The organism is Chitinophaga sp. W2I13 (assembly GCF_050434005.1).
Classification (GTDB): Bacteria; Bacteroidota; Bacteroidia; order Chitinophagales; family Chitinophagaceae; genus Chitinophaga.
On record NZ_JBNPWD010000001.1, the window covers coordinates 748,161 to 773,898 of the forward strand.

The window sequence follows — 25,738 nt, forward strand, 5'->3', positions numbered from 1 at the left end:
GGGCTACAGCTGTTTCTTTGCCGCTACGGAACTTCGTAGCAGCAAAAAAACAGCAAAATGAAAATCATTGTTACAGGTTCTTTAGGGAATATCAGTCAACCGCTGACAACGGAGTTAGTACAAAAAGGCCATACCGTGGTGGTAATCAGCAGCAGCCCGGAAAGGCAGAAAGACATTGAAGCACTCGGTGCTGCCGCCGCCATCGGCACATTGGAAGACGTGGATTTCCTGGCCGCCACATTTACCGGTGCAGACGCGGTGTATTGTATGATACCACCCGGCCTCTCTGAACCCGACCGGTTAACTTACTACAGCCGGATTGCCGGCAACTTATGCAAAGGCGATTCAACGGTCGGGGGTAAAGCGGGTCATCTTACTCAGCAGCTATGGCGCTCACCTGGATAAGGGCACCGGCATTATTCTTGGCGCCCATAAGGCAGAGGTGACGCTGAACGGATTGCCTGGTATCGCTGTTACGCATATGCGGCCTACCTATTTCTACTACAATTTATTTAGCTTTATAGCAATGATAAAAAGCGCGGGCGTGATGACGGCCAGTTATGGCGGTGACGATATGATTCAATTGGTATCGCCAATGGATATTGCTGCTGCCATTGCCGATGAAATAGAAACGCCCACTGCTACCGGCCATAAAGTACGCTATGTGGCAAGTGACGAACGAACTGCCAACGAAATTGCCGGCGTTCTGGGGGCTGCCATCGGGAAGCCGGACTTAAAGTGGACCGTTATCACCAATGAGGAAATGCGAAGCAGCCTGGAATCACACGGCGTACCCGCAGTGCTGGCAACAGGGCTCCTGGAAATGTATGCGTGCATTCATAACGGTACGTTAGCAGAAGATTACTATCTGCACAAACCAACGGTAATGGGAAAAGTAAAACTGGAAGATTTTGCAAAAGAATTTGCTACTGCTTTCAAAAAATAACAATGGCGAACATGCAACCTCGTAAGATAAAAACGATCAGCGAATTTCACCAGCTCAGGAATTTGCCCAGGCCCCAGCATCCGCTAATCAGCGTGATCAATTTTGAAACGATTAAACGCATACCGGACGACGAGCCCAAAAGCCAGGTACAGGATTTCTATTCTATTGCGCTGAAAAGGGCCGTGAATACGAGGATGAAATACGGCCAGCAGGAATACGACTTCGACGGGGGAATACTTTTCTTTGTTGCTCCCGGACAAGTGTATTCCATTGAAACGCAGAAAGATTTTCAACATTCGGGATGGATTATACTCATCCATCCCGATTTTCTCTGGAATACGCCGCTGGCGAAAAAGATAAAGCAATATGAATACTTCGACTATTCAGTGAATGAGGCCCTGCACATGTCAGAAAAAGAAGAAGTAACGATTACAGGCATTGTGCAGAATATGGAACAGGAATATCATAACAGCATTGACAAATTCAGCCAGGATGTAATGATAGCGCAACTCGAGCTATTGCTAACCTATGCTGAAAGATTCTATCATCGCCAGTTTATAACCAGGAAAATAACCAACCACACTATCCTCGATCGTATGGAAAGTATCCTCACCGAGTGGTTTAACAGCGATTCCCTGGCATCAAAAGGCTTGCCCACCGTTCAATACATTGCCGGCGCACTTAATATATCGCCTGGCTATCTAAGTGCATTGCTTAAAATACTGACAGGGCAAAGCACTCAACAACACATCCAGGACAAATTAATGGAGAAGGCCAAAGAGAAACTATCTACCACCGGTTTATCCGTCAGTGAAATTGCATACGAGCTGGGCTTTGAACACCCGCAGTCGTTCAGCAAGCTGTTTAAAAATAAAATGAAAGTGACGCCGTTGGAGTACAGGCAGTCGTTTAACTGAAAATAACAAGCAAACAGCAAATATTACCAGAACCTCACATAAATAACCGACAGCAACAATAATATCGTTACAATTAAAATCACGGAAGAAGGCTTCAGCTTAAACATCTCATAATCCAGTTCAAAAGCTTTGGCACTTACCTTTGGTCCCGCCAGGCTGATAGCCACCATTACCAGCACCGTGGTAAGGAAAGACCATCCCAGGCTGATAAAGAAAGGTATTTCGTATTCGCCCTTTGCATTGTGGAAAGCGGAATATAATACCGTTTCAGGACCAAAAATCTTTACAGCTACCTGGTTGAAGAACAGGGAGGCTGCAAAACCGGTGATGATACCCGCTATGGCAGCCGCGCCGCTGGTTCTTTTCCAGAACATGCCGAGGATAAAAGTAGCAAATACACCGGGGCTGATAAAGCTGGAATACTTTTGTACAAAAGTATAACCGCCGGCGCCGCCGATATCCAGCACATCGTTCCAGGTGAATAATACGCCTATCACGATAGCAGCTACAATAGTGAGCCGGCCGGTCCATACCAGCTGTTTTTCATCTGCTTTCGTATTGATATATTTCTTGTAAACATCTAAAGTAAAAATGGTGGAAATACTGTTGGATTTACCCGCCAGCGAAGCTACGATAGCAGCGGTAAGCGCGGCAATAGCGAGACCTTTCAACCCGGCCGGCAGCAGGGTTAAAATGGCGGCATAGGCGCCATCTTTTTGTCCTCCTTCCAGCTGAGGCAGGTGCCCGTGCTGGTACAACACATACGCTACAATACCCGGCAGCATCACAATTACCGGCATCAGTATTTTAAGCAGGCCGGCAAATAAAATACCGGTGCGGGCTGTTTGCAGATCTGCACCCAGCGCCCGTTGGGTGATGTACTGGTTACAACCCCAGTAGTTAAGGTTACTGATCCACTGTCCGGCAATGTACATACCAAAGCCCGGCAGGATCAGGTATTTGTTCACGTAATCCTGTGGCGCGCCAACAGCGGGCTTCTTCAGCATCATATGGAAATGATCGGGCGCCTCCTGTACCAGGATATTAAAGCCGGCCAGCACATCTTTTCCCATGCCGAATTTTTCACTCACCACGGTTAATGCCATCCAGGTAGTGGCCAGTCCGCCGATAATCAGCACCCCGACCTGTATTACATCCGTGTAGCCAATTACTTTCATACCACCCAGGGTGATCACCACGGAGAAGATAGCCAAAGCCACCATCACTTCATGAAAATAGGCGCCCCCTAGTAGTCCGTTGATAGCGAGAGCGCCCAGATACAAAATAGAAGTGAGGTTAACAAATACATATAAAAACAACCAGAATACAGACATTATCAACGCTACCGTTTCATTGTAGCGCGTTTTCAGAAACTGTGGCATGGTGTAGATCTTATTTTTGATATACACCGGCATCAGGAATACCGCCACAATGATCAGCGCAGCTGCGCCCACCCATTCATACACGGATACTGCGATGCCCACAAAAAAGCCATCTCCGCTCATCCCGATAAACTGTTCCGCTGAAATATTGGAAGCGATAATAGAAGCCCCAATGGCCCACCAGGTAAGAGATCCTTCTGCAAGGAAAAAATTCTTGGAAGCGCTAACAGCTCCTTTCTTCTTTCTTTTATAAATCCAATATCCGTAGGTAGCAACAATCACAAAATACAACGCAAATACCAGGTAGTCTTTGAAGACAAGTTGATTACTCATAAGTGGAGCGGTTGATCAGCAGTTTTTTTTAACGTGGGTAGAAATACCTGGATATAATTTAACACTTTCCGGCATGCAAAAAAAAGGATTACCGGCGACACATCAGAAAGTTGCATCTGCACCGGTAATCCATAATATCACTGTTCAAAACTTTAAGGTGGATGGTAAGTACTTGGCTACCAGATCTTCGTAATATGGTCTTAATACTTTCCAATCTGGCGGAGTTGGACTCTTGGAGTACAGGTCGTACGGATTAAACAGATCCACCCATTTAAACATTTCCACATCATGTGCATTCATCAGGTGACCATAAGCATGTTCCCTGTGCTGCGGATAAAAGGAGTGATAACGCAGCATGTACAGGGCCGGTTCCGGCAAATGATTTTTCATGATCTGGTAAATATATTCGTCGTGTCCCCAGCTCAGGTGTACATTTTCCAAACCGCAGTTAGGTTCATATACACCATACTTGGTGTTATAATCCGGGTTATTGATATCCGGATTATTTTTGAAGAACTCCGGGAAAACGATTTTATCAGAGAAGGCGCAGCCAACAGGGAAAGTATCCCCTACCACTGCCCATTGCGGTTCGCCGAACAGGCACAATACTTTGCCCATGTCGTGAAACAAGCCGGTGAGCACCATCCAGTCCGGGTGACCATCAGCACGGATGGCTTCCGATGTTTGCAGCAGGTGCTGGAACTGATCCAGGTCTGTATCCGGATCGGAATCATCTACCAGTTGGTTAAGAAAATCGAAGGCATCCCATACCGACATTTCCCTTTTATTGAAAGAAAGAAATTCCTTTTCTTTTTCTTTTACAAATGCATAAGACTGGTAAGTATGATTTAACCGGTAAAACTCCCGCACCGTATCGCGTGGAGGCGCTTCGTAATTCCGGAATTCAGCAGTGCTTTTTTCTTTGTTGATATTGGCGGGATCTGGATATCGCTCAAGTAAATCATCTTCCCATTGATCCAGTGAAGTAAGTGGTGCAGGATTTGGCTGCCCGTTAACGTTATCCATAATATCAGATTTTAAAAGTTCGTGGAAATGCAGAAAAATATCCTGCTCTAAATATGCGATCTTTTTAAAAATCTTCCGCATAATAGAATAACTTTATTTACTTAACCGATTAAGTAACACCGGCCATTATATGGAAAACGTCACCATCAGGATGCTTGCGGAAAGATTGCAGTTATCTACTGCCACCATTTCAAAAGCGCTGAGTAACAGTCATGAAATAAGTGAAGAAACAAAGCAGCGGGTGCTGGCGCTCGCCGCAGAGCTGAATTATGTGCCCAATCCATATGCCAGCAGTTTACGGAAAAAGTCGAGCCATACCATTGCGGTAGTAATTCCCGAGGTTGCCGACAGCTTTTTTGCAGAAGCCATCAATGGTATCGAATCTGTGGCACAGGAGAAAGGCTACCACGTACTCATTTATCTTACGCATGAAAGTTTTGGGAAAGAAGAGGCTATTTTGAAAGATTTCCAGAGCGGACGGGTAGATGGGGTACTTATTTCTGTTACAACCGAAACATCGTCGAAAGCGCATGGATTGGCGCAGCTGGTGAAAGAAATACCCGTCGTATTTTTCGACAGGGTTTGTGAAGAAGTAACAGCCGCCAGGATCACCACCGATGACGCCAATGCCGCTTATAACGCCACCGCGCACCTGATCGCCGGAGGATGCCGTAATATGGGCCTTTTATCAGCTTCACGGCAGCTTTCTATCAGCAACAGGCGGGCAGATGGTTTCCGGCAGGCACTGGCCGATCATCAGCTTCCGCTTACTGACAACAGTATTCTCTATTGCTCCAATGATCCTGCCGCTACCCAGCAACTGCTGCAAACAGCATTACAGCAAAATCATTACGATGGCCTGATTGCCACCACGGAAAAACCCGCCACAGCAGTATACCAGGCCTGTGAGGAGCTATCTCTCACTATTCCCGGCGATGTACAGGTGATCGGCTTCTCCAACCTGAGCACTGCACGCTTCCTGCAGCCATCGCTTACCACTGTTTCGCAACCCGCCTTTGACATGGGACACGCCGCCGCCACTGTACTGTTCAAAGCGCTCAAAAGCAGCAGCTTCCCATTGCAGGAGCAGCAACAGGTGATTCCTTCTTCACTGATTATAAGAAACTCTACCAAGTCAGGGCTATAAACAACTATCCCGCAGCATTTTCATATACGCAGTGCCTTTTTCACGGGCAAAGCTGATATTGCGTTCGGGGATGTTTTCCGGGTGGGGATATTGCTGCAATGCCTTCTCTATTTCCGCTTCCCGTAACAAATGCAGCATGGGATAGATGGACCTGTTGGTATAATTGGCCGCATCCTGCAGATCCGTGCCGGCAAACTGGTACAGCGGATGAAAACTCGCCAGCTGGTAGATACCGGTGTACTTCTTTTTATAGATCATTTTCTCCACCACCGATACCAGGTCGAGATAGTCACGAAACACGGGAAAGCCGGCAGGGAAAATTAACAACGTAGTAGATACCGCCGGTTCACTGTCCAGCAACAAACACTCCTGCAACAGCTCATCACTGGCCGCCTGCAGCGATACGGCGCCGCTCACCTGGTACCGGATGCTGTTCTTCTTCACTTCCCTGTTGGCAAAAGGGCAGAAGTTACAACCGATCACAAGTTCCCTGACCCAGTTCTGAGTTTGTGTAATGACCGCTGCTGCCTGTTCCGGATTGTATACCATAGCGGTGAAGGTACGGATAACTATCTTCTGGTGATCACTGTGCTACTGAAGTGATCGCCTACTTTATCATGACTGATCACATACTGTTCCATAGGTAAATAAGATTCGATCATAGGTAAGGCGGGCGCATAATGGTAACTACCACCGGTTTGCAGCGATGCCAGTATTTCCATGTACTTTTTTGCATAGCTCATATAAGCACTATTGCTGCGCTGATGGTGATGCAGAAAATGATTGGAGAAAGAAAGATTGGAGATGATGGTGCCCCAGCTGTTGGGCTCCAGGCGGTATTCCAGCCAATCGGCAGATCCGAGATAACTTTCCGGTTGTTCAATAAAGCGGTCTATTCCATATGCTTTGATGCCCTGTTTACGCAGGTATCTTACCAGGTAAGCATGTTGCCCGCAACCGATATCCAGTACGGGACCTTTGATAGCAGCGGGGTTTAACCGCAGCACAGACAGTTGCGTGGCGGGTGTATATTCTGCACACACTACCTGTTTAACATGAGGTTCCTGCTCACTGTTCAATTCTTTTACAAATGGGTTGGTGTGTAGTAACCATTTTGTTAAGCGTTGTCCATGCAACTGTTCCAGGTCATCGAAATTGGTTTGTTTTCTTTTAAGGCGGGTAACAATATCTTCCATTAAAGTAACATATACGGCCTTTAAGGACTCTCCGGCAACGCCGGAAACATTCATATACTGGTTGGCGGCACAAAAAGTAAGCTGGGCCTGGGTGGTGAGGTAATTAACCAGCCCTGCTGTCAACCCATCCGCGTTCAATTGTAAAATTTCACGCGGATAGGTGGCCAGCAGGAACCTGGTATAAGGCGTCCACGCCAGTGCGGCGCTTTTCCCGCCATAAAAAAGATTCAGTTCTTTATGATGATCATGTTGTGACGAAATACTTTTTATTATCTCCGGTAAAACATACATGCCTCAAAGGTACGCTGCTTTCAGGTGATCACGGGTAAGTAATCCGTACAAACCTGTTGGCATCACGGTAATCAAACTTTGTAAAGGTGCCTACTACCAGCAGCGACTTCTCTCCCACCTGCGGCAGGATCTGTGTAATACCGCCACTGTTGGCGTTCTGGTCGAGTGTTACGCCGCCAATAGTGTTATACGTAGGATGAACCGCGCCTTTGTCGGTGAGCACAATCATATTATTGCGCACCAATCCGCTGAACTCTGTGAAGATACCGCTCACAATTACTTCTCCTCCGGGCATTACATGCGCATTGAACAGGTAACCATTGGACCCCACACCCACGTTAAACGTGGGATCTATCACCCCGTTTTCATTGATACGGGCTACATTAGCCAGTTTTAGTCCGCCGAAAGTATTGAAGCGGCCTACAATGATCAGCTTTCCATCTGGTTGACGGGTCATGTTCAGGATATTCTGATCGGGACCGGCGCCTGCTGAAAAGGAGGGATCAATAGAACCATCGGGGTTTAACCTGGCAATGCGGTTCACGGATTGTCCGTTGTATTTGGTGAAAGTACCTGCAATCAGCATTTTTCCATCGGGTAGGAGGATAGAGCGGTTGATATAACCATTGGGCCCCTCTTTACCCATGTGCTTTGCCAGGTCGTAGTTGTAGGTACTATCCAGGCTTCCGTCGGGCATTAAGCGAACCAATCCATTGATCTGTACGGAATCGAGATGTACGGAATCCTGACCGGCAGCACCCACGAGGTTGTAGTTAGGTTGTACATAAAACCGGAAGAAGCCGGTGAGCAGGATCTTACCATCCGCCTGCACATGCATATTGGCCACCTGTCCGGAAATACCGCCTTTCAGGGAAGACACAGTGATTTCCTTCCCGGTAGGACTGAAAATCTTATCTGCTGCCAGCGAGCCGTTGTTGTTCAGCAGGGCAATACTGTTGACGAAGTTCACCCCTTCATAGTTATTAAAAGCCCCTGCCACCAGGTATTTACGGTCGGCGCCTGGAAGTGCAGCGGCTGTAGCCACAAAGGTATTGGTACCATTTTTCTTGTCCGGGCCAAAAGAGCCGTCTACTTTACCATCATGATTAATCCTCGCCACGCGGTTAAGCTTTCCTTCCTTACCGGAGTTATCGAAGTCTGTGAAATCACCGACGATTAGATACTTCCCGTCTTCCACAGGTATAATATCCGAGATACCGCCATTAGCGGCTACTTTACTGGGGAAAAGGGTATCCATCTGAAAAACACCTATTACCCGGAAGAAGGGTCCGAAGAAGTACTCCTGGTCCACCTGTGCAGCCACATTACCGGTAGCTGCCTGTGCAGGCACCTTTACGCGCACGGTCGTATCTGTAAGCGCCAGGATGGGCGTACTTATGCCATTAAAAAGAATGGCCAGTTTATCTTTGTTCTTCAGGAATCCTTTCCCGCTGATCAGCACCTCCTCTCCTATGTGTGCGCTGGTGGGAGTGATACCGTCTTTATTGATATAGATCGCCGGCTGCACCTGTTCTTTATAAGGATCATCCCCCTTGGAGCTGATCTTATCTTTTGTACAGGCGCCTAACACTGCCAGAAGCACTATTAAATACGTATATTTTTTCATACTGAATGCATTAATGAGTTATTGATTCTGCAGTTCCTGTTCTGCTATCCTGACAAATTCTCCCGGCCGGAAACCGAAGTTGTGCCGGAAATTCAGCACATGCAGTACGCCGTTTGTTGGCTGAATGTCTGAGGTCATCACCTGCACTTTCTGGTTATTGGCAAAAGTCACCGGATCATAGGTAATATCTGTGAGCAACAGCACACGCGCGCCTACCGCTTCTACGCCATTATAGTTCTGGTAAATTAACCCGATGTTGAGAATATAGCCGCTGTTCATAACGTAGTTAATGCCCGGGTAAGCGTATACATTCACCGGATCAATACGTGCAAACTTATTGGCCGTATACTTCCCTTTGAGCATGTACATGCCCAGGAATTTCTTCCATACTTTAGCAGGAATATCAGCTAGTTTCACGCTGTCTTCTACCATCCGGTAACGGTACTCGTTCAGGTCATCAATAGCATCCACGATGCTTTGGTCTGTTGGTGTAAAGAAAGTAACAGAATCGTTCTGCAACATTTCTTTCAATCCGGCTTTTTCCACCACATATGCCACGGTGTCAAAGAGGTCCGGGTTTTGAACCAGGTACTCATAAATAGTTCCTTTATAATGCGGATCCGCAACACCGCTGTCGATATAATAATCTTTTTTACAGGAAGATAACAACAGGCCTGTTATTAACAGGATGCCGGCTATGGGCAATAGCTTTCGCATAGTGAATATTTTTTACAGTTATTGTATCCAGTATTGATTTCTGGTGACCAGCGGATTGTTGTTTACTGCCGATGATGATATCGGCCAGGTCCATGCGCCTTTTTCCATGAGATCCGGTGTGAGGGGATTCTCCGTCAGTATTCTGTCGCCGATCCTTCCGGTGCGGATGAGGTCATACCACAGATGTCCTTCTCCCATCAGTTCCTTTTCCCTTTCATAGAAAATAGCCGTTTTCAGCGGTTCTCCACCGCCGCCGGCATACAGCTTTGCGCCTGCCCTGTCGCGTACCAGGTTCAGCATCTCTATCGCTTCGGCATTTCTGTTTCCCAGGTTGGCCAATGCTTCCGCCCTCAGCAGGATTACATCTGCATAGCGGAACAGGATAAAGTTGGCGTCATAATCCCTGGTAATTGGATTGGTGATCGCAGAAAATTTCAGGAACATTGGTTTCTTTTCTCCTTTGGAAGCATACGGATCATCGAACCACAGGTCTATCCGTTTGTCGGATTCACCGCGGGGATAAACCCTGTCGAGGTGCCTTACCATGGGAGTGATTTCACTGTTCCCGTTCAGTCCATCCCTGATAATGGGATCGTGCAGGGTCCACTGGCAGATAAGGAAATGGAAAGCGCCACCATAGTTAGCATCCAGCGACAGTTCAAAGATGCCTTCTTCTGAGCGGCCTTTGAAAATGGTCTGGAATGTTTCTTTGGTGTAAGGCAACAGTTTGTATTCGTTCAGCGCCATCAGCTCTTTGATCAGATCGGCGGTTTGTGTCCAGTATTTCTGCTGATTGGCGGGGTCAAAACCGGCGCTCCACATATTGATATGCGCCATCAGTGCCAGCGCAGCGCCTTTGGTGCCGCGTACCGCCCTGTTGGTAGGATCGTCGTAGGAAATTACCATATCGTCTTTACATCCTTCGAGGTCTTTCAGACAGAAGTCCAATACCGTCAGCATTTTCTCGCGCGGCCTCAGCGTAATATCATACGGGTCTGTTTGCAGGGGCACATCTCCGTATAGCCGTGACATATAGAAGTAGATGAACGCGCGTACAAAGCGGGCTTCTGCCACCAGGGCTTTTTTCTCCCTTGAGCTGAAAGCCGGATCTTCAATACCTGGTATCCTGTCGATACAAAGATTGGCGGTAGCAATCGCCTGGTAAAACAATCCCCAGTCCGGGATATCTTCTATGCCGTCGCCACCGGCCTGCAGCAGGCGGTTGGCAGCGAGGTTGCGGAAACCGTTCTTATCAAACCAGTTCCAGTTGCCGGCCCTGAAATCGCCTACATTATATATAACGCCGTTGGTAAATTTTTGCAGCAGCTTTGAATATATACCACTAACCGCCTTCTGTGCATCGCCTCTTGTTTTCCAGAAATCCTTTCCGGAAAGGGTATCCAGTGGCTTTACTTCCAGAAATTTCTTACAGGAGCCCACACCCAGCAAAAGGCAGAAAAGCATTCCTATTTTAAACCAATGTTTCATCTGAAAATAATTTAAGTGTCATTAAAATTGAGCGCCAATACCAAATGTCAAACTGGTGGCATTTGGATACCCGTTGATATCGTCCCTTCCGAGTGAGGTAACGGTTTCAGGATTAGGCCCGGTATACTTTGAGAAGATGCCTACGTTGTATGCAGTGAGATAAGCACGCAATACCCGCAGCTTCAGCCGCTTCATAAAATCAAAGTCACGGAACTGGTAAGCCAGTGTGATCTGGTTGATTTTGAAGTAGGAACCATCTTCCATATACAAGCTCTGATCCAGCCTGTTGGGCGCTACCTGTGCATCGTGATCAAAAGAGCCTACGATGGCAGGATGCGATGCTTTGTCGCCCGGATTTTTCCAGTAGTCAATCTGATTGATATCATACAGGTTGATAGGACCGGCGGCGGTACCGTCGTTCTTACTCAACAGGTTGGGATACTGCAGGCGGTAGATCCTCGCAGCGATAGCGTTATTCAGGATGCTGCGGTCTGCCAGGAAAGTACAGTTGATATTGAGCGACAGGTTCCGGTAGCTCAACGTATTGTTCAAACCACCGGTGAACATTGGTTCCGGGTTACCCATGATCATGTAGTCGGCACCATCCAATGCGTAGTCGCCGTTCAGATCCCTCCAGATAGGATCTCCTGCCTGGAAGTACTGGGTACCGGGACCTTTAAACGCTTTGTAACGTACGCCCCTGATGGGATCTACCGGTACATCTGAAGTATTGCTGTATACACCGTCTGTCTGGTACATATAATTGCTCTGCGGATTTCTTCCTACTTTCAATGCAATGCTCTGGTAAGTGTTCTGATCCACTGCTACAAAGAGCTGCGAACCTCCGGGCAATTCCGTGAGCACGCCTTTGTTGTACGCACCGTTTATGGAGAAGATCCACTGGAAACCTTTGGGATCGCGGTTCATAATAGGCCGCGTGGTGATGGACAGCTCATGGCCGTAGTTCACAATAGCGCCGCCGTTGACCTGCATTTTACCGTACCCCGTGGAATTAGGCAACGGGATATCGCGCACCAGGTTGTAATTGTTCTTGTAATAAGTATCGTAGATAACTTCTACACGACCTTTAAACAGGCCCAGGTCTACCCCGAAGTTAAATTGGGAAGACTTCTCCGGTTCCATGTAAGGGTTGGCGAGCACGCCGTAGTTAGGATTGATGGAAACCGCGTTGTTGTAGTTTTTCACACTTTCATATGCACCCAGTGAATTGAGGATAGTAGCGGTAGGGCGGCTGTTAACGCCATAGGTTACACGCACCGATCCATAATCCAGCCAGTTCCAGCGCCGCATCAGGTTTTCTTTATTAAAGTTCCAGCGTACACCCACAGATGGATTTTTCGTATAGGGGTTATTGATACCTGCAGACGAGTTTCCATCCAACCGGTAGGCCAGGTCCAATACATACTTCGTACGGTAGTTATAGGAGAAGAACCCTGCCCACGATGCAGCATGATATACATAAGATACCGGCGTACCGTTTACATTTATTTCGTTGGCATTATTCCAGGGGTTACCGGGATAGAACCGCGGAGAATAACCACGGGGTCCCCAGTAGTAATCGTTCGGACCATTGCGTATATCTTTCACATGCTGGTCATCTGATTTGATGTTCACTTCGCTGAATACGCTGGCATATATGTTATGGCTTTTTTCCAGGTCGGCAGGTCTGCTGCTGTAGCTGTAGTTCACGCCATTCCTGGTATTAAGCTCATCGTGCCGGCCTACGAAACCATATAAACCGGTTTGGTTGTTATTGGAAAACGATTGATTAAACCGGTCCCTGGTATCGGTGTAGTAGTCATAAGAAGTAGTAGAGTTGATACGCAGCCCGTTGATAATTTCATAGTCCACATCCACGAAACCACGGATATTGAGGGTGTTGTTATCATCTATATTATTTTCATATCCACTCAGCTGGGGGTTACCAACAAAGGTAGAAGGGCCGGGCATCAGGGAAGAGGTAAAGGAATTTCCTGCACCATTGTTAGTCAATCCGCCGCCATTACCACGTTGCTTTTGACCCAGCGCACTGAACAACTGTGCACCGATACGCAGCTTCTTGCTTGGTTGCATATTCAGTTGCATGTTCAGGCTATACTTATTAAAACCGGTATTTTTCAATACGCCCTGGTTCATCTGGTAAGCAAAGTTGGCCTTGTAGTTCATTTTCAGGTTACCTCCGCTGATCTGTACGTTATTATTGGTATTTAAAGTGGTTTGGTAAAATAACCCCTGCCAGTCGGTTGAATTATTATAGAAAGCATTCAGGCTGTCTGTCAGGAACTGGGAATTGGGATCGCTCAGTATGCTGCGTGCGTCCTGCAAATCCCTCGCATTTTTCATGATGGAGTTGATACGATACCGGCGCTCGGCATTACCACCAATAGTAGGGCGCAAATTCGGCGGCAGGTTCACAAACAAACTGCTGTTGATGTCGATGATCGGTGTAGGTGAATTACCACGTTTGGTGGTTACCACAATTACGCCGTTGGCGCCACGCGAACCATACAAAGCAGTAGCCTGCGCATCTTTCATTACCACGATGGACTCTACGTCTTCCGGCGGAATTAAGGCGAGCGGACCTGTTGCGGCGCCTGGTTGCAACATCGACTGGGAAATACCGCCGTCGAAATCTACCGGAACGTTATCAATTACCAGCAATGGGTTGTTACTGGTAAGATAGGCATTATCACCGCTGCCACTTACATCCAGCTGGGAAACCCCTCTAACGGACATGGTACCACGAAAACCCGGCGCGCCGGAATTGTTCTGGATATTGAGGCCCGCAATCTTTCCCTGCAGGAGTTCCTGGATATTGGATACCGGCACATCCTGCAGCGCCTTTCCGTCGATCACGCCTGCCGACCCGGAAGATGTTTCCTTGGTACGCTTCTGGTAACCTATGATCACCGTTTCTTTCAGCGACTTATTCTCCGGGCTCAGGGTAACGTTAAGCGTCGTTACACTTCCCGTTTTAACCGTTTCCAGGCGATAGCCGATGTACCGGAACTGGATGGTTTTATCGGGTTCCACTGAAATGGTAAAACGACCGGTGGGGTCTGTAACACCAAGACCTTTATTATTTTTTACATCAATGATGGTTACGCCCGGGATTCCCTCTTTGGAACCGGCATCCGTCACCCTACCCTTAATGGTAACAGCCTGTTGGGCATATACCCTGTTGCCTGCTCCTGTAAGTAACAGGAGAAGAACAACCAACGTATGTATGTACCGTTTTTTCATGGCACTAATATTTTAATGATTCAGAATACAGTTACCGGTTTAATCGTTGGTAAACTTGGGATTTACTTTAAACTTGAAGATCACGTCCCAGCTGCCTGGTTCAAATACGGCAAAGCCGTAGCCGATACCTGCCTGCCGGCGCACACCATAGGAAATGCGCTCATAGATGAACATGACGCTGGCTTTTTCATTAATCCCCACGTCCGCCAGTACCGGGTAAGGGCTGGTTACATCCCAGGTAACAGTGGCGCTGTCTGATGAAAACTTGCGGTTAAAGCCAAAATTCACAGTCGTACCAACGGTGTTGCTGTAATATCTCAGGCTGTCCCATTTGGTAACATTAAACTTCGACATTTTAATTGGTAAGGAATCCTGATCATAAAATTTAAATGTCAGTGTATTCTTAGCAGTACCTGTTTTAACGAAATACACATTTACCTGCTCGCTGTTAATCTCATTGTTCTGCATATCTTGCACGCCTATTACGGTAGGATGATTGTAAAGAAGATTATCGGTATTAGGCACTTTCTTTTGCAGGCCGGTGATGTCATCAAACTCGTAAGGCTCATATGGTCGCGGGCGGCGGAGGTCCAGCTTTCTTTTCTGGAAAGTTTTCTGCCCACCTTTGTTCTTCACCAGGATATCAAAAGTATAAATGCCCTGTTTTATTTTGGAGGTATCGGTGGCCCAGAAAACAAGATCGCCTGAAGTAGAGCGCATGTCAAGTACCGGCCTTTTCACCTGGATACGTTTGGCTTCAATTTCCGCTACGGTTTTTTCCGTACCGCTATAATACTCTTTCCACTGCCAGGTATTCACCTGCTCCAGCAATTCCGGCGCAGGCGTGCCATCGGGCCGTGCAATGTTCTGCATTTCAAAAGTGAGTGGCTGCGTTGAATTGTCTGCATTAAATTTTCCGTAGAACACATTGGTACGTCCAAAATTGGCCTGGTACGTATCGCCGTCAAAGTTGGCGTTATTACTGAAATGCTCTTTCTCATCCGGCAACAACTGCTTGTAGCAGCCTGTTACCGTAATGGCCAGTGTGCCGGCTATTAATAAAGTATATACTTGCCTTTTCATTGCTATGGGTTTATTTTGGTGAAGATGAGACGGTGCAGGTTCAGGTTGGCTTTCTTGATCATCACTTTCATCAGGTGTTTTCCTGCGGGCAGATCTGCCGTTCCAAAGGCGCCCTGCCAGGATTGCCAGCCGCCGGTACCTTGAATCGGGATATCTTCACATACCCTTACTTCATCTATCAAAAGATAAATAAGGCCACCGCCATTCCCGGCTATCCTCAGTTCTACTTTATATTTTCCTGCTTCTTTAATGTCAACCGTATACCGTACCCAGTCGCCGTCGCTGGTCCAGCCGATATTATAGTTACCGCCGGGACTTGTGGCGCCATCCCCCTGCGAGCAGTTTTCTGTGCCCGGATCATCGGGACGATAAGTATGACCGCCATTGGGATTACGATAATTGTAAGCCACTCCCTTGGGGCCTTCGTCATAATCCGCTGCATTCACAATACCCGGTATTTCAATCGGGTAGCCGAGGTATGGCCCCTGCGCCGGCTCCAGTGACCTGGGATAGGCTTTTCCAACAAAGGATGTAAATCCGAATACATGCCGGGTTTCTAAAATGTGCATCAATCCGTTGGTAGATTTGATGTCCACGTTTTGCGTAAGCGCAACGGACCAGTCTTTTGTAAACCTGGAATCATTTTTATCGCTGTACTGCAACACCGCGGTGCCTGCGCCCACTGCGCCGGAAGCATTGGTGCTGGCGGTTTTACCATTCATTTCATGACCGTACAAAGATTCGAGGTCACTGCCATCCGCATATCTCAGCGAATCGGCGGTTACCAGTCCACGCACGATATAGCGTCGCAAAAGACTATCCCATACCGTCAGCGGAATACTATCCAGTGTCCAGTTGCCTTTATCACCGAGGCGTTCCCGGGAAAAATTCACGTTCCTGATGGCTGTGGAAATACTGTTGTCCTGTGGAACAAAAAAAGTGACCTGTTGATTTTTAAGTGTATCCGTAAGCTTTACGCGGTCTATCAGTAATAGCAGGGTGTCATATAATCCTCCCTGTTGCTTGAGAAAATCATAAGTACTTACCTTCACTTCCGATACGGGCTTTGCATTCCGGTAGTCCTGCATTCCTTTTTCGCATGCAAAACAAGCCGTTACAGCCAGTAGTATTAAATATTTTTTCATGGCAGTGATTTATTATTTCCAGAAAGAATTTTGAACCAGCGCGCCATTGTTGGCCAGCGCTTCCTGCGATAGTGGCCACAAAGCGGCGCCCCTGTCTACGTCAGCCTGTGTAAGCTTGGTATACTGCGGGATCTTTTTGAAATGTATGAGGTCGTACCAGTACCATCCTTCTCCGATCAACTCTCTTCTGCGTTCCAGCAAAATAGCATCCAGCAGCTCCTGGCCGGCAGTAGCTACGTTTACATTTTTGAGTGCGCGGGAGTTACGGATCTGGTTCAGGTCTTTTTGTGCTTCCGCGGTTTGTCCTAACCGGGCTTTAGCTTCTGCGCGCAGCAGGTACAATTCCTCATAACGGAATACGATTATACAAGACGAATACATTTTCAGTACGGGATCTTTCACCGCGCCGTTGATTTGTTTCATCTTGTAAAAGATGGGATAAGCCTCTTCCATTTTTGTAAAGAAATAGGTAGGGCGTTGTTCCCGCGATTCGCTATAGATCTTTAGCACACTGTCTTTCGGCACATAAATTTCAGATTCCCTTTTTGGAATATAAGGTTCACGGAGGGTCCAGTCTTCCAACTGACCGGTAGACGATATTTCCGCGTGGTCAAAGTTCATATCTATCTGGAAAATGTTGGCCCCGATACGTCCGCGGAATGCGCCATCCAGCCTGGTAAGATCGTTCAGGCTCACAAAACCGTAACCGGTGTTCGACTGGTTGTTGATGACGGTGTTGGCATACTCGAGCGACTTATCGTATTCGCCTTTCCAGTTATAGATATGTGCGAGCAATGTATAGGCCATTCCTTTGGTGATGGTGATAGAGATATGATGTGATTCACCCTGACCACGGTAATCGCCCTGTTGTTCCGGCGACTTACCATTGTATTTCCAGGGTAAGCCATCAATACAGGCTTTTGCTTCGGCGGCAGCATAATCCAGTACTTTATCCCATTTTTCACGGGAGATCGTTTTTGCTACTCCATCCGACGGAGCAATTACCAGTGGCACATCTCCCCAGATCCTTACAATATAATAGTAGAGAAATGCGCGGATGTAAATCGCCTGCGCCCGGTCCAGCTTCATATCGTTTTGCGAGTAACGGTAATCGGTAGCGGTTACCTGTGGTAATTTTTCTATCGTAAGATTGCATTGTGCTATAGCCGTATAAAATCTTCGCCAGTCGCGCCATTCCTCCATTGTAGAATAACTGGCGTTCAGGTTACTTTCCACTACTGCGCGCAGATCGCCGCGCTTGGTCGACTGAAAGTCGCCACCACGCAAATCTCCGTACACCCAGTGTGCATTTTCGTTTGACATGGCAGCGCGCATTAAAGCATAGCAGGCAGATAATCCTGCGCGTGCATCATTTTTAGTCTGCCACATATTTTCTTCTGTCAGGGCGCGATGTGAAGGCACATCCAGCATTTTCTTGCAGGACTGCATCCCGCCAGCCAGTAATAGTATCACCCCAACAACAGCGATATTTCTCATGATCTTGTTTTTTAACATCAGAATTGAAAATTAAAGCCCAGTGTAAACGTGCGCGGAGCCGCCCAGTTATAATATCCTTCGTCATATCCGAAATAGCTCACGGCTTCCGGATCGCCGCCCTTGTACTTTGTCCAGGTAAGCAGGTTGTTACCGGTGGCATAAATACGCAGGTGCTCAACACCCGAACGTTTCATCCAGTCTGTTTCCATATTGTAGGCCACCGTTAATGCGCGGAGCTTTACAAAAGAGGCGTCTTCGAGGAACAGGGTCTGGTTGGGCTGGTAGGCATATACTGCGCTCCAGGGATTGTATTGCGGTATTTTGCTATAGTCGCCTTCTACTTTCGACCACCAGCTGATTTCCTTTATCGCCTTTGGATCATCAATGGCTTCCCTGTTGGCAAAGTCAAAACGATCGGCCAATGCCTGGTTAATCACTTTACGGCCAAAAGAATAGTTCAGCAGGATGTTCACGTCCCACGCGCCATAATGGAAGGTGTTGGTAAAACCTCCGGTAGCAGCGGGTGACAGGCGGCCTTTCATTACACGGTCCGCATCATTGATATTAAAATCGCCGGTTAAATCTGTCCATTTAGGATCTCCTTTTTTCAGGGTTACACCCTGGTAAGTCATCTTCCTGCCTGTTTTTGGATTCACAGGTACTTCATCATCGGAGTTATAAATACCTTCGTTGAGCAGCAGCCAGTAACGGTCTACCGGTTTTCCTACGAGGAAACGGCGGTTATTGATCACCAGGTCGGTAATCCCGTCGGGCAAAGCCATCAGCTTATTCTGGTTTGTATAGATATTGATACCGGTGGTCCACTGGAATTTCTTTCCTTTCACTACGTCTGCATCGATAGACAACTCATAGCCGTAGTTCCGGATGTCCATGCCATTTTTTACGATACCGGTATATCCTTCTTCTTCCAATGTAGGCACCTTCAGTACCAGGTTACGATCTGTTTTGGCATATACATCCAGCGAGGCGCGTAACCGGTCGTGAAAAAGACCGATATCAATGCCGCCATTCAGTTGCTCTACTACCGGCCACGAAGTACCCGGCACTACATAGCCGGTGGTGTAGCCGGCGTTAATAACAGGGAAACCGTTGTAGGTAGACATGTTAGGCACCCCATTCCAACCTGCATCTACGTTATATACCGGTCCGCCGGTATACATTTCATCCATCAGCAAACGGCCTACACGGCCCCAGCTGGCGCGGACATTCAGGTTGCTCAGCCAGGAAGATTCTTTCAGGAAATCTTCCTTATGCACTTTCCAGGAAGCAGATAAAGTAGGCGATATCAGCCAGCGGTTATCTGCATCGAGGTAGGAGCTGCCATCTCTTCTCACATACAGGGAAACAAAATATTTTTCATTGAAGTTATATCCGACATTGGTGTAGAAAGATGCCAGCCGCGACTGCGTAAAATCTTTGGTGTTAAACATCAGGCGGAAGTTGCCGAAGCGGCCTTCTTTCTGCTGATCTGTACCCGGCTGATAGATCTTCACATAATCGCTGGAGCCTTTGTAGGCGCGGCCGTAATCATAGCGCCATTTGTCCCATTGGCCATACTGACCAAGTGTTATTTCAAGATGATGTTTTCCCGGGAAAGTTTTTTCAAACTGAAGGGAATTGTCCAGGATCATCCGCCTGTTCAGTCCATCATAATTGGATACATAACTGTTGCCTTCGCCGAGTGCCGTAGGTACAAAGAAGTCGCGGAAATTTTGCCCGTAGTCAATAGCAAAACGGGTGTTCCAGGTGAAGTGCGATAAGAAGCTATACTTCGCATTGGCAATGATACGGGCAGAATTATTCTTGTTCCGGTTAATGGTATTTTCCAGCGCCGTATAATACTGTTGGAGATAGGCTTTGTTGGGAGATAAAGGTGCATCGTAGTTAAAGAGATAGTCTTCGTCTCCGGCGCGGTCGCGGATAAACTCATTCCGTTTCCGGTTTTGGTTAGCTACAGAAATATCTGTTGTAAAAATCAGGTTCCTTACGGGCTGGATGTTGATCCCGAAGTTTACATCGTAGCGTTTGATGCCTGTTTTGTCATATACGCCCTGCTGCGAGGATTGCCCGATGCTGAACCGGAAGTTGGCATATGGCGTTCCGCCGCTTACGGCAGCCTGGATACCTTCCGTGAATGCGTTTCTCAAAAAAAGATCATCCCAGTTGGCCGGGCCATAGTAGCGGGCCTGGGAAGAATCTGCCAGGTAGCGGGGAAAGTTACGCCACTGTGTTTCATCAGCATATTTCTGGTAGAAGGGCAGGCGGAAATCACTTTCGTATCTGCCATTCACTGCATCTACCGCAGGTTTTAATGATACACCGGCGTAAGCATTTACCGACACCCGCATCTGTCCCACGCGGGGTGCTTTGGTGGTGATGTTGATAATCCCGTTGGCAGCATTGGGACCGTATTTTGCGCTGGCAGCAAAATCTTTCAGCACTTCGATACTTTCAATATCATTGATATCGAGGAAGCCAAGCAGGTTGGTTTCCGTTCCCATCCTGTTAAAATCGAACCGCTGAATGTCATAGGCGAAAGCATGCTCCATGATCAAGGGCACACCGTCGACCACATAAGTGGGTTGCGCATAAAACAAATCGCGGTTGCTCAGGAGCAGGGAAGAGGTACCTCTTACAAATACGCTGTTGCGTTTTCCGGGTTCTGCTGAAGGAATTCGTACATCCACTCCCGTTACCCTTCCTATCAGCATCTGGTCGATACTGTTGTAGGGAAGTTTTTTAACCTCGCCAATGTCTACTGAAGAAATAGCCCCACTGGCACTATGTTTCAGGAAGAGTTCATTGTTGGGAAAATATCCCAATGTGTCCCGCCTGGTAGATGTCACTTTGGAAAAGGCAAGTGAATCTGCATTCACACCGGAGGTATCTTTGTTATTTTTGAACAACACATTCTGTGCTTCCGATGATGTACTCACCAGGCACATTGCTGCAAAAAAATAAATACCTCTGTGCAGGAAAAAGTAAAAGTATTTCATACATGCAATATTTAGGAATGAGAATCCCAGGGCGTAAAAGAAGCTTTACACCAGATTAACTATTTTTTGACATGAACGGGCATAGGTTGCCCTGTTCCCTTTAGGGGAATGTCTGTGATTTAGAGATCAGCGTTCGCCATGGCTACTACAGCACAATATCTGCCATGCAAAATGCCTCGTCAGCATAAGCAGGATGCGAAAATAATGTCAACTGTGGAAACATAACGCCCGTGGGTAGTTAGGGACAGCGGGTGACCCTATCAGGATGTAATGAACGTTGAGTCATGGAAACAAGATTAATTAACGTGAAATTTTCAATCGGTCTGTAATTCTGGTTTTCAGTAATGGCAGTACTAATGCACAGTGGGGAAACTACAGCAAACACAGGGTCTTACTGGTCATCAGTACTATCAATGCTCTTTAAATTCTGGTTGTTTTTTTAACGCTACTGTACCAAATGTAATTAGCTAAAAGGATTTTTCATAGTTTTTTGTGAATTATTTTTTAAAATTTAATCCGGGAGGTAACACCGCCTTCATCTTCGTGAGCCTTTTTTCAAATTCTTCATTCACAATGACCGGGGTAGTCTTCACAGGTGTTAATAATGCAGGACGTTATCGTTATCATACATCCCCATGCGGGTCCAGATCAATATGCCCTGTCGGTGGTATAGCGCACCAATTCCTCCAATGCGGCCCGCGTGGGTGAGGGCGGAAAAGTAAAGAGTATCCGGAATGCTTCATCGCGGTATTCCATCATTTTTTGGGTGGCGTAATCGAGTCCACCCGACTGGTTCACCGTTTCCACTACAAAGTTTACTTTATCCTTGTCGGTATGCTGGTGCTTTACTATATGAAGGATCTTTTTCCGCAGCGCCGGGCCGGCATGCTGAACGGCATAAATAAGGGGAAGGGTTACTTTCTTTTCTTTGATATCATTACCGGTAGGTTTGCCGATGTCGGTATTTCCATAATCAAACAGGTCGTCTTTCAGTTGAAAGGCCATGCCTACTTTTTGTCCGAAGTTGTGCAACCGCTGGATAGTTTCCGGGTTATCGCAGGCGGATGTGGCGCCGGCGGCGCAGGCAGCGGCCAGGAAGGAGGCAGTTTTAGCATTGATGAGATCATAATAGTCCTTTTCCTCAAAGCTGAGTTTATTGGCTTTCGTCATCTGGAGCAATTCTCCTTCTATCATTTGCTGAATAGCGGCGGCGTATATTTTAAGCAGGCCGGGGTCGTTGTTATCGAGGGCCAGCAGTAGTACACCTTTGGTAAAGAGCTGGTCGCCCACCATTACGGATACACGATTTTTCCAAAGGGCGTTTACAGAAAATGCGCTGCGGCGTTTCATAGCGTCATCCACCATGTCGTCGTGCACAAGGGAAGCGGTATGCAGCATCTCCACCAGGAGCGCGGCGCGGTAGCTGGCATCATTGATGGCGCCACACAACCGGGCGCACAGCAACACAAACATCGGACGCATCTGCTTCCCCTTGTGGGCAGCAATATCCGCCATGATCCTGTTCAGCAACAGTACATCACTTCGCATGGCATCATGAAAAATTTCCTCAAACCGCTGTAATTCGCTACCAATCGTTTCCCGGGCTAATTGCATATGATCATCACTATGAACGGGGCCGAAATTACGACTTCTGTGGGAAAGTATGACCTGGGACCTGACTTTCTTTATTGCCGGAAGCCCAGCACAAAATGTAATTGCTGCATGTGTTTTAAAAAAGCCAGCGTATCCTGCTCCAGTGTACCCGTGTCCGTTATATTCAGCTGCGGCGCATATTCCAGTATATCCTTTACCGTGATGCCGAGTGTTAACTGCTCAGTAAGGAAGGCCAGCCAGGGCGACAGATCCGTGAACTCTACATGCCCTGTTTCCGGGTGACGGAACAGCAGCACAAAATAAACGCCTTTATTTTTCAGCAGTTCTTTCGGCTTCGCTACCAGGTGAACGGGGTAGTTAAAAGATAACAGCCGGTGCTCAGGATTGAGTACCAGCAGGGTATCCAGCCAGTTGCCGGAAAGGGAATACGCAGGTGCAGGTATATCTTCCATGTTATACACCTCCATTTCGGCCCACTCAAAAGCGAGGAGATCGTTGAGGAAGGGAATACCATAAGTATCTTCCCAGTTATGCTCTACCGCGTAAGTATAAAACTCCAGGGGGAGTTTCCATACCTGGTACGACTGACATGCATGCCTTGAAAAAAATTCCTTCACCATTTTATTCCACCTGGTGGTGGGAATATGTTTAAATGCAATGGGGAATGCATGCTCCATAGTATCCTGGATCATGTTAAATACCAGCTGGCGATAGTGTTTCAGCCGGTGCGGCGCTACGCCGGGCAGCTTCACTTTTTCACCGGTTCTGCAATAGGTGGAAAAAGTTTGCTGGATATGATAAGTGTCAGGCAACAAGCTCATCTTTCCGTGTCCATTGTTTGTGACAAATATTTTTCAACCTGGTTAACTCTCCCTGCAGTTCCGCCATTTCCGGGATATTAAAATCCCTTTCCAGTAAAACCGGTACGGGTTGCAGGTGCTGAATGGTCCATTCAAAAAGGTCGTACACCGGGTCTATAATTGGTTCCCCGTGCGTGTCAATGATCAGATCAGGAGCTACCTGTTCATGACCTGCCATATGTATGTAAGCAACTTTACTAAGGGGCAGTTGTTGTATAAATGCTTTGGCATCATACTGGTGGTTGAAAGCATTTACATAAATGTTGTTCACATCCAGGAGCAGCTGGCAGCCGGATTGTTTTACCACTTCATTAATAAAATCCACTTCACTCATTTCTGCGGCTACCGGTGTGTAATAAGATACAATTTCCATTACCAGCGGGCGTTGCAAATAATCCTGCACCTGCTGTATACGGCTGGCAATATGCTTTACCGCATCCATCCGGAAGGGAATGGGCAACAGGTCGTACATATGCGCGTTATCACACTTGGAATAGCTGAGATGCTCTGAGTAGATCTGTACGTTGTATTCCCGGAGAAATGCTTTTATGTACCGGAGAAACGATTTATCCAGCGCTTCGGGGCTGCCGATAGAAAGGGAAAGCCCATGACAAAGCACAGGGTATTTTTCTACCACGCGGTGCAATACCTTCTTCCAGTATCCGCCAATGTTCATCCAGTTTTCAGGGGCAAACTCAATAAAGTCGGGGCGGATATGTTCACCGCTGATCATCTCTTCCGCAAATTCCCTGCGAAAACCTATACCTACCATGGTCGTACATTTTAGGAGGTTAAAATACGAGTAAAGACCGGCCTGCATATGATACCGGTCTTTACCTTATCCGGGAAATCAGCTGCCGGATTTTGTACTGTCTTTTTTATGCTTATCTCCTTTCTTACCTTTTTTATCGCCGCATTTTCCTTCACCACATTTACCCTGACCGCATTTACCCTCTTTTGTTTTACCTGCAGCAGCGCTGTCTTTTTTTGCGCCGCATGACAGTTCAATCGCATTGGCTGTATTGCCGGATGCGCCGGTTAATGTACTTCTTACGGCTGCGCCGGAACCCAGGTTAGTATAACTGCCGGGGGTTGCAGTTACCTGCAATGCAGCCATACCGAGGATAGCACCGGCAACAAGAGAGCCGGAAAACAGTACTTTTTTGCTGATAGGATTGTTGTTTTTCATCTTCTTGAAAATTTAAGAAACTGGTGAGAAAATATATGTTTCTGACAGACAGACGTGATGATCGTTGTTTATGTTTCGTAGTGGAAAGCTTACGGAAAATTACCTGTTTTAGTTTTCCCGGCAACCAAAAAAAATGTTAAAGGCGGATAACCGGTAAAGAGAGTATGGCAAATGGTGTGATAACCGGCATCACTATTCAGCATTTTATCCTATTTTTGGCCTGTACCCAATGAAATATGAATTAAACTCGGCCCATGAAAAATGAAATGTCGCCTGTAACGTCCGTTTACTTTGTAACATTATTGAAGGCATATTTACGTGGTACTAAAACAAGACAGGAAGTAATAGATGAATTGCGCAGCGTATCCCCGCTGCAACAGAAGGCCGGAGAAGAATCAGACACTGAAGTGAGCAGGTTACTGTTCCAGACTGCCAGTGAAATCAATGAGGATTATTACCAGGATATAGTCACTGCTATTTCGCATGCTTCCGATACCACTCCCACCCGCGAAGGGGTTATTCACCAGCTGGAAGCGATGCTGACCGGCTATATCACCAAGGAACAGCTGATCCAGTGGGCCACCTGGCACAACGAGCCCGGTACCGACGATGGAGCGGGTTTCTTTGATGATATCGCGGTAGATTATTTTTGTACCCAGCTATTGCCTGCTTCTGCCGGTGAATTAACGTTGGCGCACTACAAACAGGCACTGAGGATTTTCCGGTCGGGCCAGCATAACAGCCTGAAAGACAAGGTGGCGCTGGTGTTGTTATCTGAAAAAGAAAGACAACGGTTTCTCTTTTATCTCAGTGATTACATACAGGGACATACTTCGCCGGAGCAACTGGATGTATACCTGCTTCATAAATTTGGTATGGACCATCATTCTTTTCCCTATATGTCGTCCCTTTCCGCCATTATGCACGATCCCGCCAAATTACCTGCGCTTTTACACCTCGCCGCCATGGACGAATAAACACATCATATAAATTTAACAT

At 47.2% G+C, this 25,738-nt stretch carries 21 protein-coding genes; 5 read left to right on the top strand and 16 right to left on the bottom strand.

Annotation, left to right across the window (positions count from 1 at the left end):
* Positions 1-57: 57 nt before the first annotated feature.
* Genes QFZ48_RS03000 through QFZ48_RS03010 form a run of 3 tightly spaced genes read left to right on the top strand, consistent with a single transcriptional unit; the run spans position 58 to position 1,863 of the window.
* Entirely contained in the window at positions 58-405 is a 348-nt protein-coding gene (locus tag QFZ48_RS03000) for an SDR family oxidoreductase (protein ID WP_429061092.1), read from the top strand.
* Complete coding sequence (locus tag QFZ48_RS03005) at positions 320-946, top strand: NmrA family NAD(P)-binding protein (RefSeq protein ID WP_429061094.1); 627 nt, start codon at positions 320-322, stop codon at positions 944-946. The genes QFZ48_RS03000 and QFZ48_RS03005 overlap by 86 nt, the downstream gene beginning before the upstream one ends.
* A 2-nt stretch (positions 947-948) precedes the next feature.
* Positions 949-1,863: a helix-turn-helix domain-containing protein gene (locus QFZ48_RS03010; protein WP_429045842.1), complete on the top strand. Its 915-nt coding sequence runs from the start codon at positions 949-951 to the stop codon at positions 1,861-1,863.
* 23 nt (positions 1,864-1,886) lie between these two features.
* Here the strand turns inward: QFZ48_RS03010 and QFZ48_RS03015 are convergent, their stop codons facing one another.
* Both QFZ48_RS03015 and QFZ48_RS03020 read right to left on the bottom strand, forming a co-directional pair.
* Positions 1,887-3,578, bottom strand: coding sequence for a sodium:solute symporter family transporter (locus QFZ48_RS03015; protein WP_429045840.1), 1,692 nt, complete (start codon positions 3,576-3,578; stop codon positions 1,887-1,889).
* Positions 3,579-3,722: 144 nt separating this feature from the next.
* On the bottom strand, positions 3,723-4,604 hold the full coding sequence (locus QFZ48_RS03020) for an inositol oxygenase family protein (RefSeq protein WP_429045839.1): 882 nt from the start codon (positions 4,602-4,604) through the stop codon (positions 3,723-3,725).
* A 130-nt stretch (positions 4,605-4,734) separates the two neighbouring features.
* Here QFZ48_RS03020 and QFZ48_RS03025 point away from each other — a divergent pair, with 130 nt between their 5' ends.
* Entirely contained in the window at positions 4,735-5,751 is a 1,017-nt protein-coding gene (locus QFZ48_RS03025; protein ID WP_429061096.1) for a LacI family DNA-binding transcriptional regulator, read from the top strand.
* Here QFZ48_RS03025 and QFZ48_RS03030 read toward each other — a convergent pair.
* The 14 genes from QFZ48_RS03030 to QFZ48_RS03095 all read right to left on the bottom strand — a co-directional run bounded on the left by QFZ48_RS03030 (position 5,746) and on the right by QFZ48_RS03095 (position 24,739).
* A complete protein-coding gene (locus QFZ48_RS03030) occupies positions 5,746-6,300 on the bottom strand; it encodes a DUF1415 domain-containing protein (protein WP_429061098.1) in 555 nt (184 codons plus the stop codon). The two genes, QFZ48_RS03025 and QFZ48_RS03030, sit on opposite strands and share 6 nt — an antisense overlap.
* 20 nt (positions 6,301-6,320) lie before the next feature.
* Positions 6,321-7,238, bottom strand: a complete 918-nt coding sequence (locus tag QFZ48_RS03035; protein WP_429045835.1) for a hypothetical protein — start codon at positions 7,236-7,238, stop codon at positions 6,321-6,323.
* Positions 7,239-7,266: 28 nt separating this feature from the next.
* Positions 7,267-8,865 (bottom strand): IPT/TIG domain-containing protein, encoded by a 1,599-nt coding sequence (locus tag QFZ48_RS03040; protein ID WP_429045833.1) that lies wholly within the window; start codon positions 8,863-8,865, stop codon positions 7,267-7,269.
* Between the two features lie 18 nt (positions 8,866-8,883).
* A complete protein-coding gene (locus QFZ48_RS03045) occupies positions 8,884-9,582 on the bottom strand; it encodes a fasciclin domain-containing protein (protein WP_429045832.1) in 699 nt (232 codons plus the stop codon).
* Positions 9,583-9,600: 18 nt separating this feature from the next.
* Positions 9,601-11,070 carry a RagB/SusD family nutrient uptake outer membrane protein gene (locus tag QFZ48_RS03050; protein WP_429045831.1) on the bottom strand — a complete coding sequence of 490 codons (1,470 nt, stop codon included), beginning with the start codon at positions 11,068-11,070 and terminating at the stop codon, positions 9,601-9,603.
* Positions 11,071-11,091: 21 nt separating this feature from the next.
* On the bottom strand, positions 11,092-14,334 hold the full coding sequence (locus QFZ48_RS03055; RefSeq protein ID WP_429061100.1) for a SusC/RagA family TonB-linked outer membrane protein: 3,243 nt from the start codon (positions 14,332-14,334) through the stop codon (positions 11,092-11,094).
* A gap of 39 nt (positions 14,335-14,373) precedes the next feature.
* Entirely contained in the window at positions 14,374-15,417 is a 1,044-nt protein-coding gene (locus QFZ48_RS03060) for a DUF5007 domain-containing protein (protein ID WP_429045828.1), read from the bottom strand.
* A 2-nt stretch (positions 15,418-15,419) separates the two neighbouring features.
* Positions 15,420-16,562 carry a carbohydrate-binding protein gene (locus tag QFZ48_RS03065; RefSeq protein ID WP_429061102.1) on the bottom strand — a complete coding sequence of 381 codons (1,143 nt, stop codon included), beginning with the start codon at positions 16,560-16,562 and terminating at the stop codon, positions 15,420-15,422.
* Between the two features lie 12 nt (positions 16,563-16,574).
* Positions 16,575-18,059: a RagB/SusD family nutrient uptake outer membrane protein gene (locus tag QFZ48_RS03070; RefSeq protein ID WP_429045824.1), complete on the bottom strand. Its 1,485-nt coding sequence runs from the start codon at positions 18,057-18,059 to the stop codon at positions 16,575-16,577.
* A gap of 17 nt (positions 18,060-18,076) precedes the next feature.
* Entirely contained in the window at positions 18,077-21,076 is a 3,000-nt protein-coding gene (locus tag QFZ48_RS03075; protein WP_429061104.1) for a SusC/RagA family TonB-linked outer membrane protein, read from the bottom strand.
* 648 nt (positions 21,077-21,724) lie between these two features.
* Complete coding sequence (locus QFZ48_RS03080; protein WP_429061105.1) at positions 21,725-22,690, bottom strand: polyprenyl synthetase family protein; 966 nt, start codon at positions 22,688-22,690, stop codon at positions 21,725-21,727.
* Between the two features lie 71 nt (positions 22,691-22,761).
* Positions 22,762-23,511 (bottom strand): DNA-binding domain-containing protein, encoded by a 750-nt coding sequence (locus QFZ48_RS03085; protein WP_429045818.1) that lies wholly within the window; start codon positions 23,509-23,511, stop codon positions 22,762-22,764.
* Positions 23,495-24,322: an HvfB family MNIO-type RiPP peptide maturase gene (locus tag QFZ48_RS03090; protein ID WP_429061106.1), complete on the bottom strand. Its 828-nt coding sequence runs from the start codon at positions 24,320-24,322 to the stop codon at positions 23,495-23,497. Before QFZ48_RS03090 ends, QFZ48_RS03085 begins: the two co-directional genes overlap by 17 nt.
* 78 nt (positions 24,323-24,400) lie before the next feature.
* The gene (locus tag QFZ48_RS03095) at positions 24,401-24,739 is read right to left on the bottom strand and encodes a hypothetical protein (RefSeq protein WP_429045814.1); all 339 of its coding nucleotides are present in this window, start codon (positions 24,737-24,739) and stop codon (positions 24,401-24,403) included.
* Between the two features lie 254 nt (positions 24,740-24,993).
* Here QFZ48_RS03095 and QFZ48_RS03100 point away from each other — a divergent pair, with 254 nt between their 5' ends.
* Positions 24,994-25,716, top strand: a complete 723-nt coding sequence (locus QFZ48_RS03100) for a hypothetical protein (protein ID WP_429045812.1) — start codon at positions 24,994-24,996, stop codon at positions 25,714-25,716.
* Positions 25,717-25,738 lie beyond the last annotated feature (22 nt).

Bases quoted from the DNA above. Each gene is read 5' to 3' on its own strand.
- QFZ48_RS03000 (WP_429061092.1), top strand. From the start codon at position 58: ATGAAAATCATTGTTACAGGTTCTTTAGGGAATATCAGTCAACCGCTG.
- QFZ48_RS03070 (WP_429045824.1), bottom strand. From the start codon at position 18,059: ATGAGAAATATCGCTGTTGTTGGGGTGATACTATTACTGGCTGGCGGG.
- QFZ48_RS03010 (WP_429045842.1), top strand. From the start codon at position 949: ATGGCGAACATGCAACCTCGTAAGATAAAAACGATCAGCGAATTTCAC.
- QFZ48_RS03075 (WP_429061104.1), bottom strand. From the start codon at position 21,076: ATGAAATACTTTTACTTTTTCCTGCACAGAGGTATTTATTTTTTTGCA.
- QFZ48_RS03055 (WP_429061100.1), bottom strand. From the start codon at position 14,334: ATGAAAAAACGGTACATACATACGTTGGTTGTTCTTCTCCTGTTACTT.
- QFZ48_RS03025 (WP_429061096.1), top strand. From the start codon at position 4,735: ATGGAAAACGTCACCATCAGGATGCTTGCGGAAAGATTGCAGTTATCT.
- QFZ48_RS03065 (WP_429061102.1), bottom strand. From the start codon at position 16,562: ATGAAAAAATATTTAATACTACTGGCTGTAACGGCTTGTTTTGCATGC.
- QFZ48_RS03045 (WP_429045832.1), bottom strand. From the start codon at position 9,582: ATGCGAAAGCTATTGCCCATAGCCGGCATCCTGTTAATAACAGGCCTG.
- QFZ48_RS03020 (WP_429045839.1), bottom strand. From the start codon at position 4,604: ATGGATAACGTTAACGGGCAGCCAAATCCTGCACCACTTACTTCACTG.
- QFZ48_RS03060 (WP_429045828.1), bottom strand. From the start codon at position 15,417: ATGAAAAGGCAAGTATATACTTTATTAATAGCCGGCACACTGGCCATT.
- QFZ48_RS03080 (WP_429061105.1), bottom strand. From the start codon at position 22,690: ATGCAATTAGCCCGGGAAACGATTGGTAGCGAATTACAGCGGTTTGAG.
- QFZ48_RS03085 (WP_429045818.1), bottom strand. From the start codon at position 23,511: ATGAGCTTGTTGCCTGACACTTATCATATCCAGCAAACTTTTTCCACC.
- QFZ48_RS03090 (WP_429061106.1), bottom strand. From the start codon at position 24,322: ATGGTAGGTATAGGTTTTCGCAGGGAATTTGCGGAAGAGATGATCAGC.
- QFZ48_RS03100 (WP_429045812.1), top strand. From the start codon at position 24,994: ATGAAAAATGAAATGTCGCCTGTAACGTCCGTTTACTTTGTAACATTA.
- QFZ48_RS03030 (WP_429061098.1), bottom strand. From the start codon at position 6,300: ATGGTATACAATCCGGAACAGGCAGCAGCGGTCATTACACAAACTCAG.
- QFZ48_RS03050 (WP_429045831.1), bottom strand. From the start codon at position 11,070: ATGAAACATTGGTTTAAAATAGGAATGCTTTTCTGCCTTTTGCTGGGT.
- QFZ48_RS03095 (WP_429045814.1), bottom strand. From the start codon at position 24,739: ATGAAAAACAACAATCCTATCAGCAAAAAAGTACTGTTTTCCGGCTCT.
- QFZ48_RS03035 (WP_429045835.1), bottom strand. From the start codon at position 7,238: ATGTATGTTTTACCGGAGATAATAAAAAGTATTTCGTCACAACATGAT.
- QFZ48_RS03015 (WP_429045840.1), bottom strand. From the start codon at position 3,578: ATGAGTAATCAACTTGTCTTCAAAGACTACCTGGTATTTGCGTTGTAT.
- QFZ48_RS03040 (WP_429045833.1), bottom strand. From the start codon at position 8,865: ATGAAAAAATATACGTATTTAATAGTGCTTCTGGCAGTGTTAGGCGCC.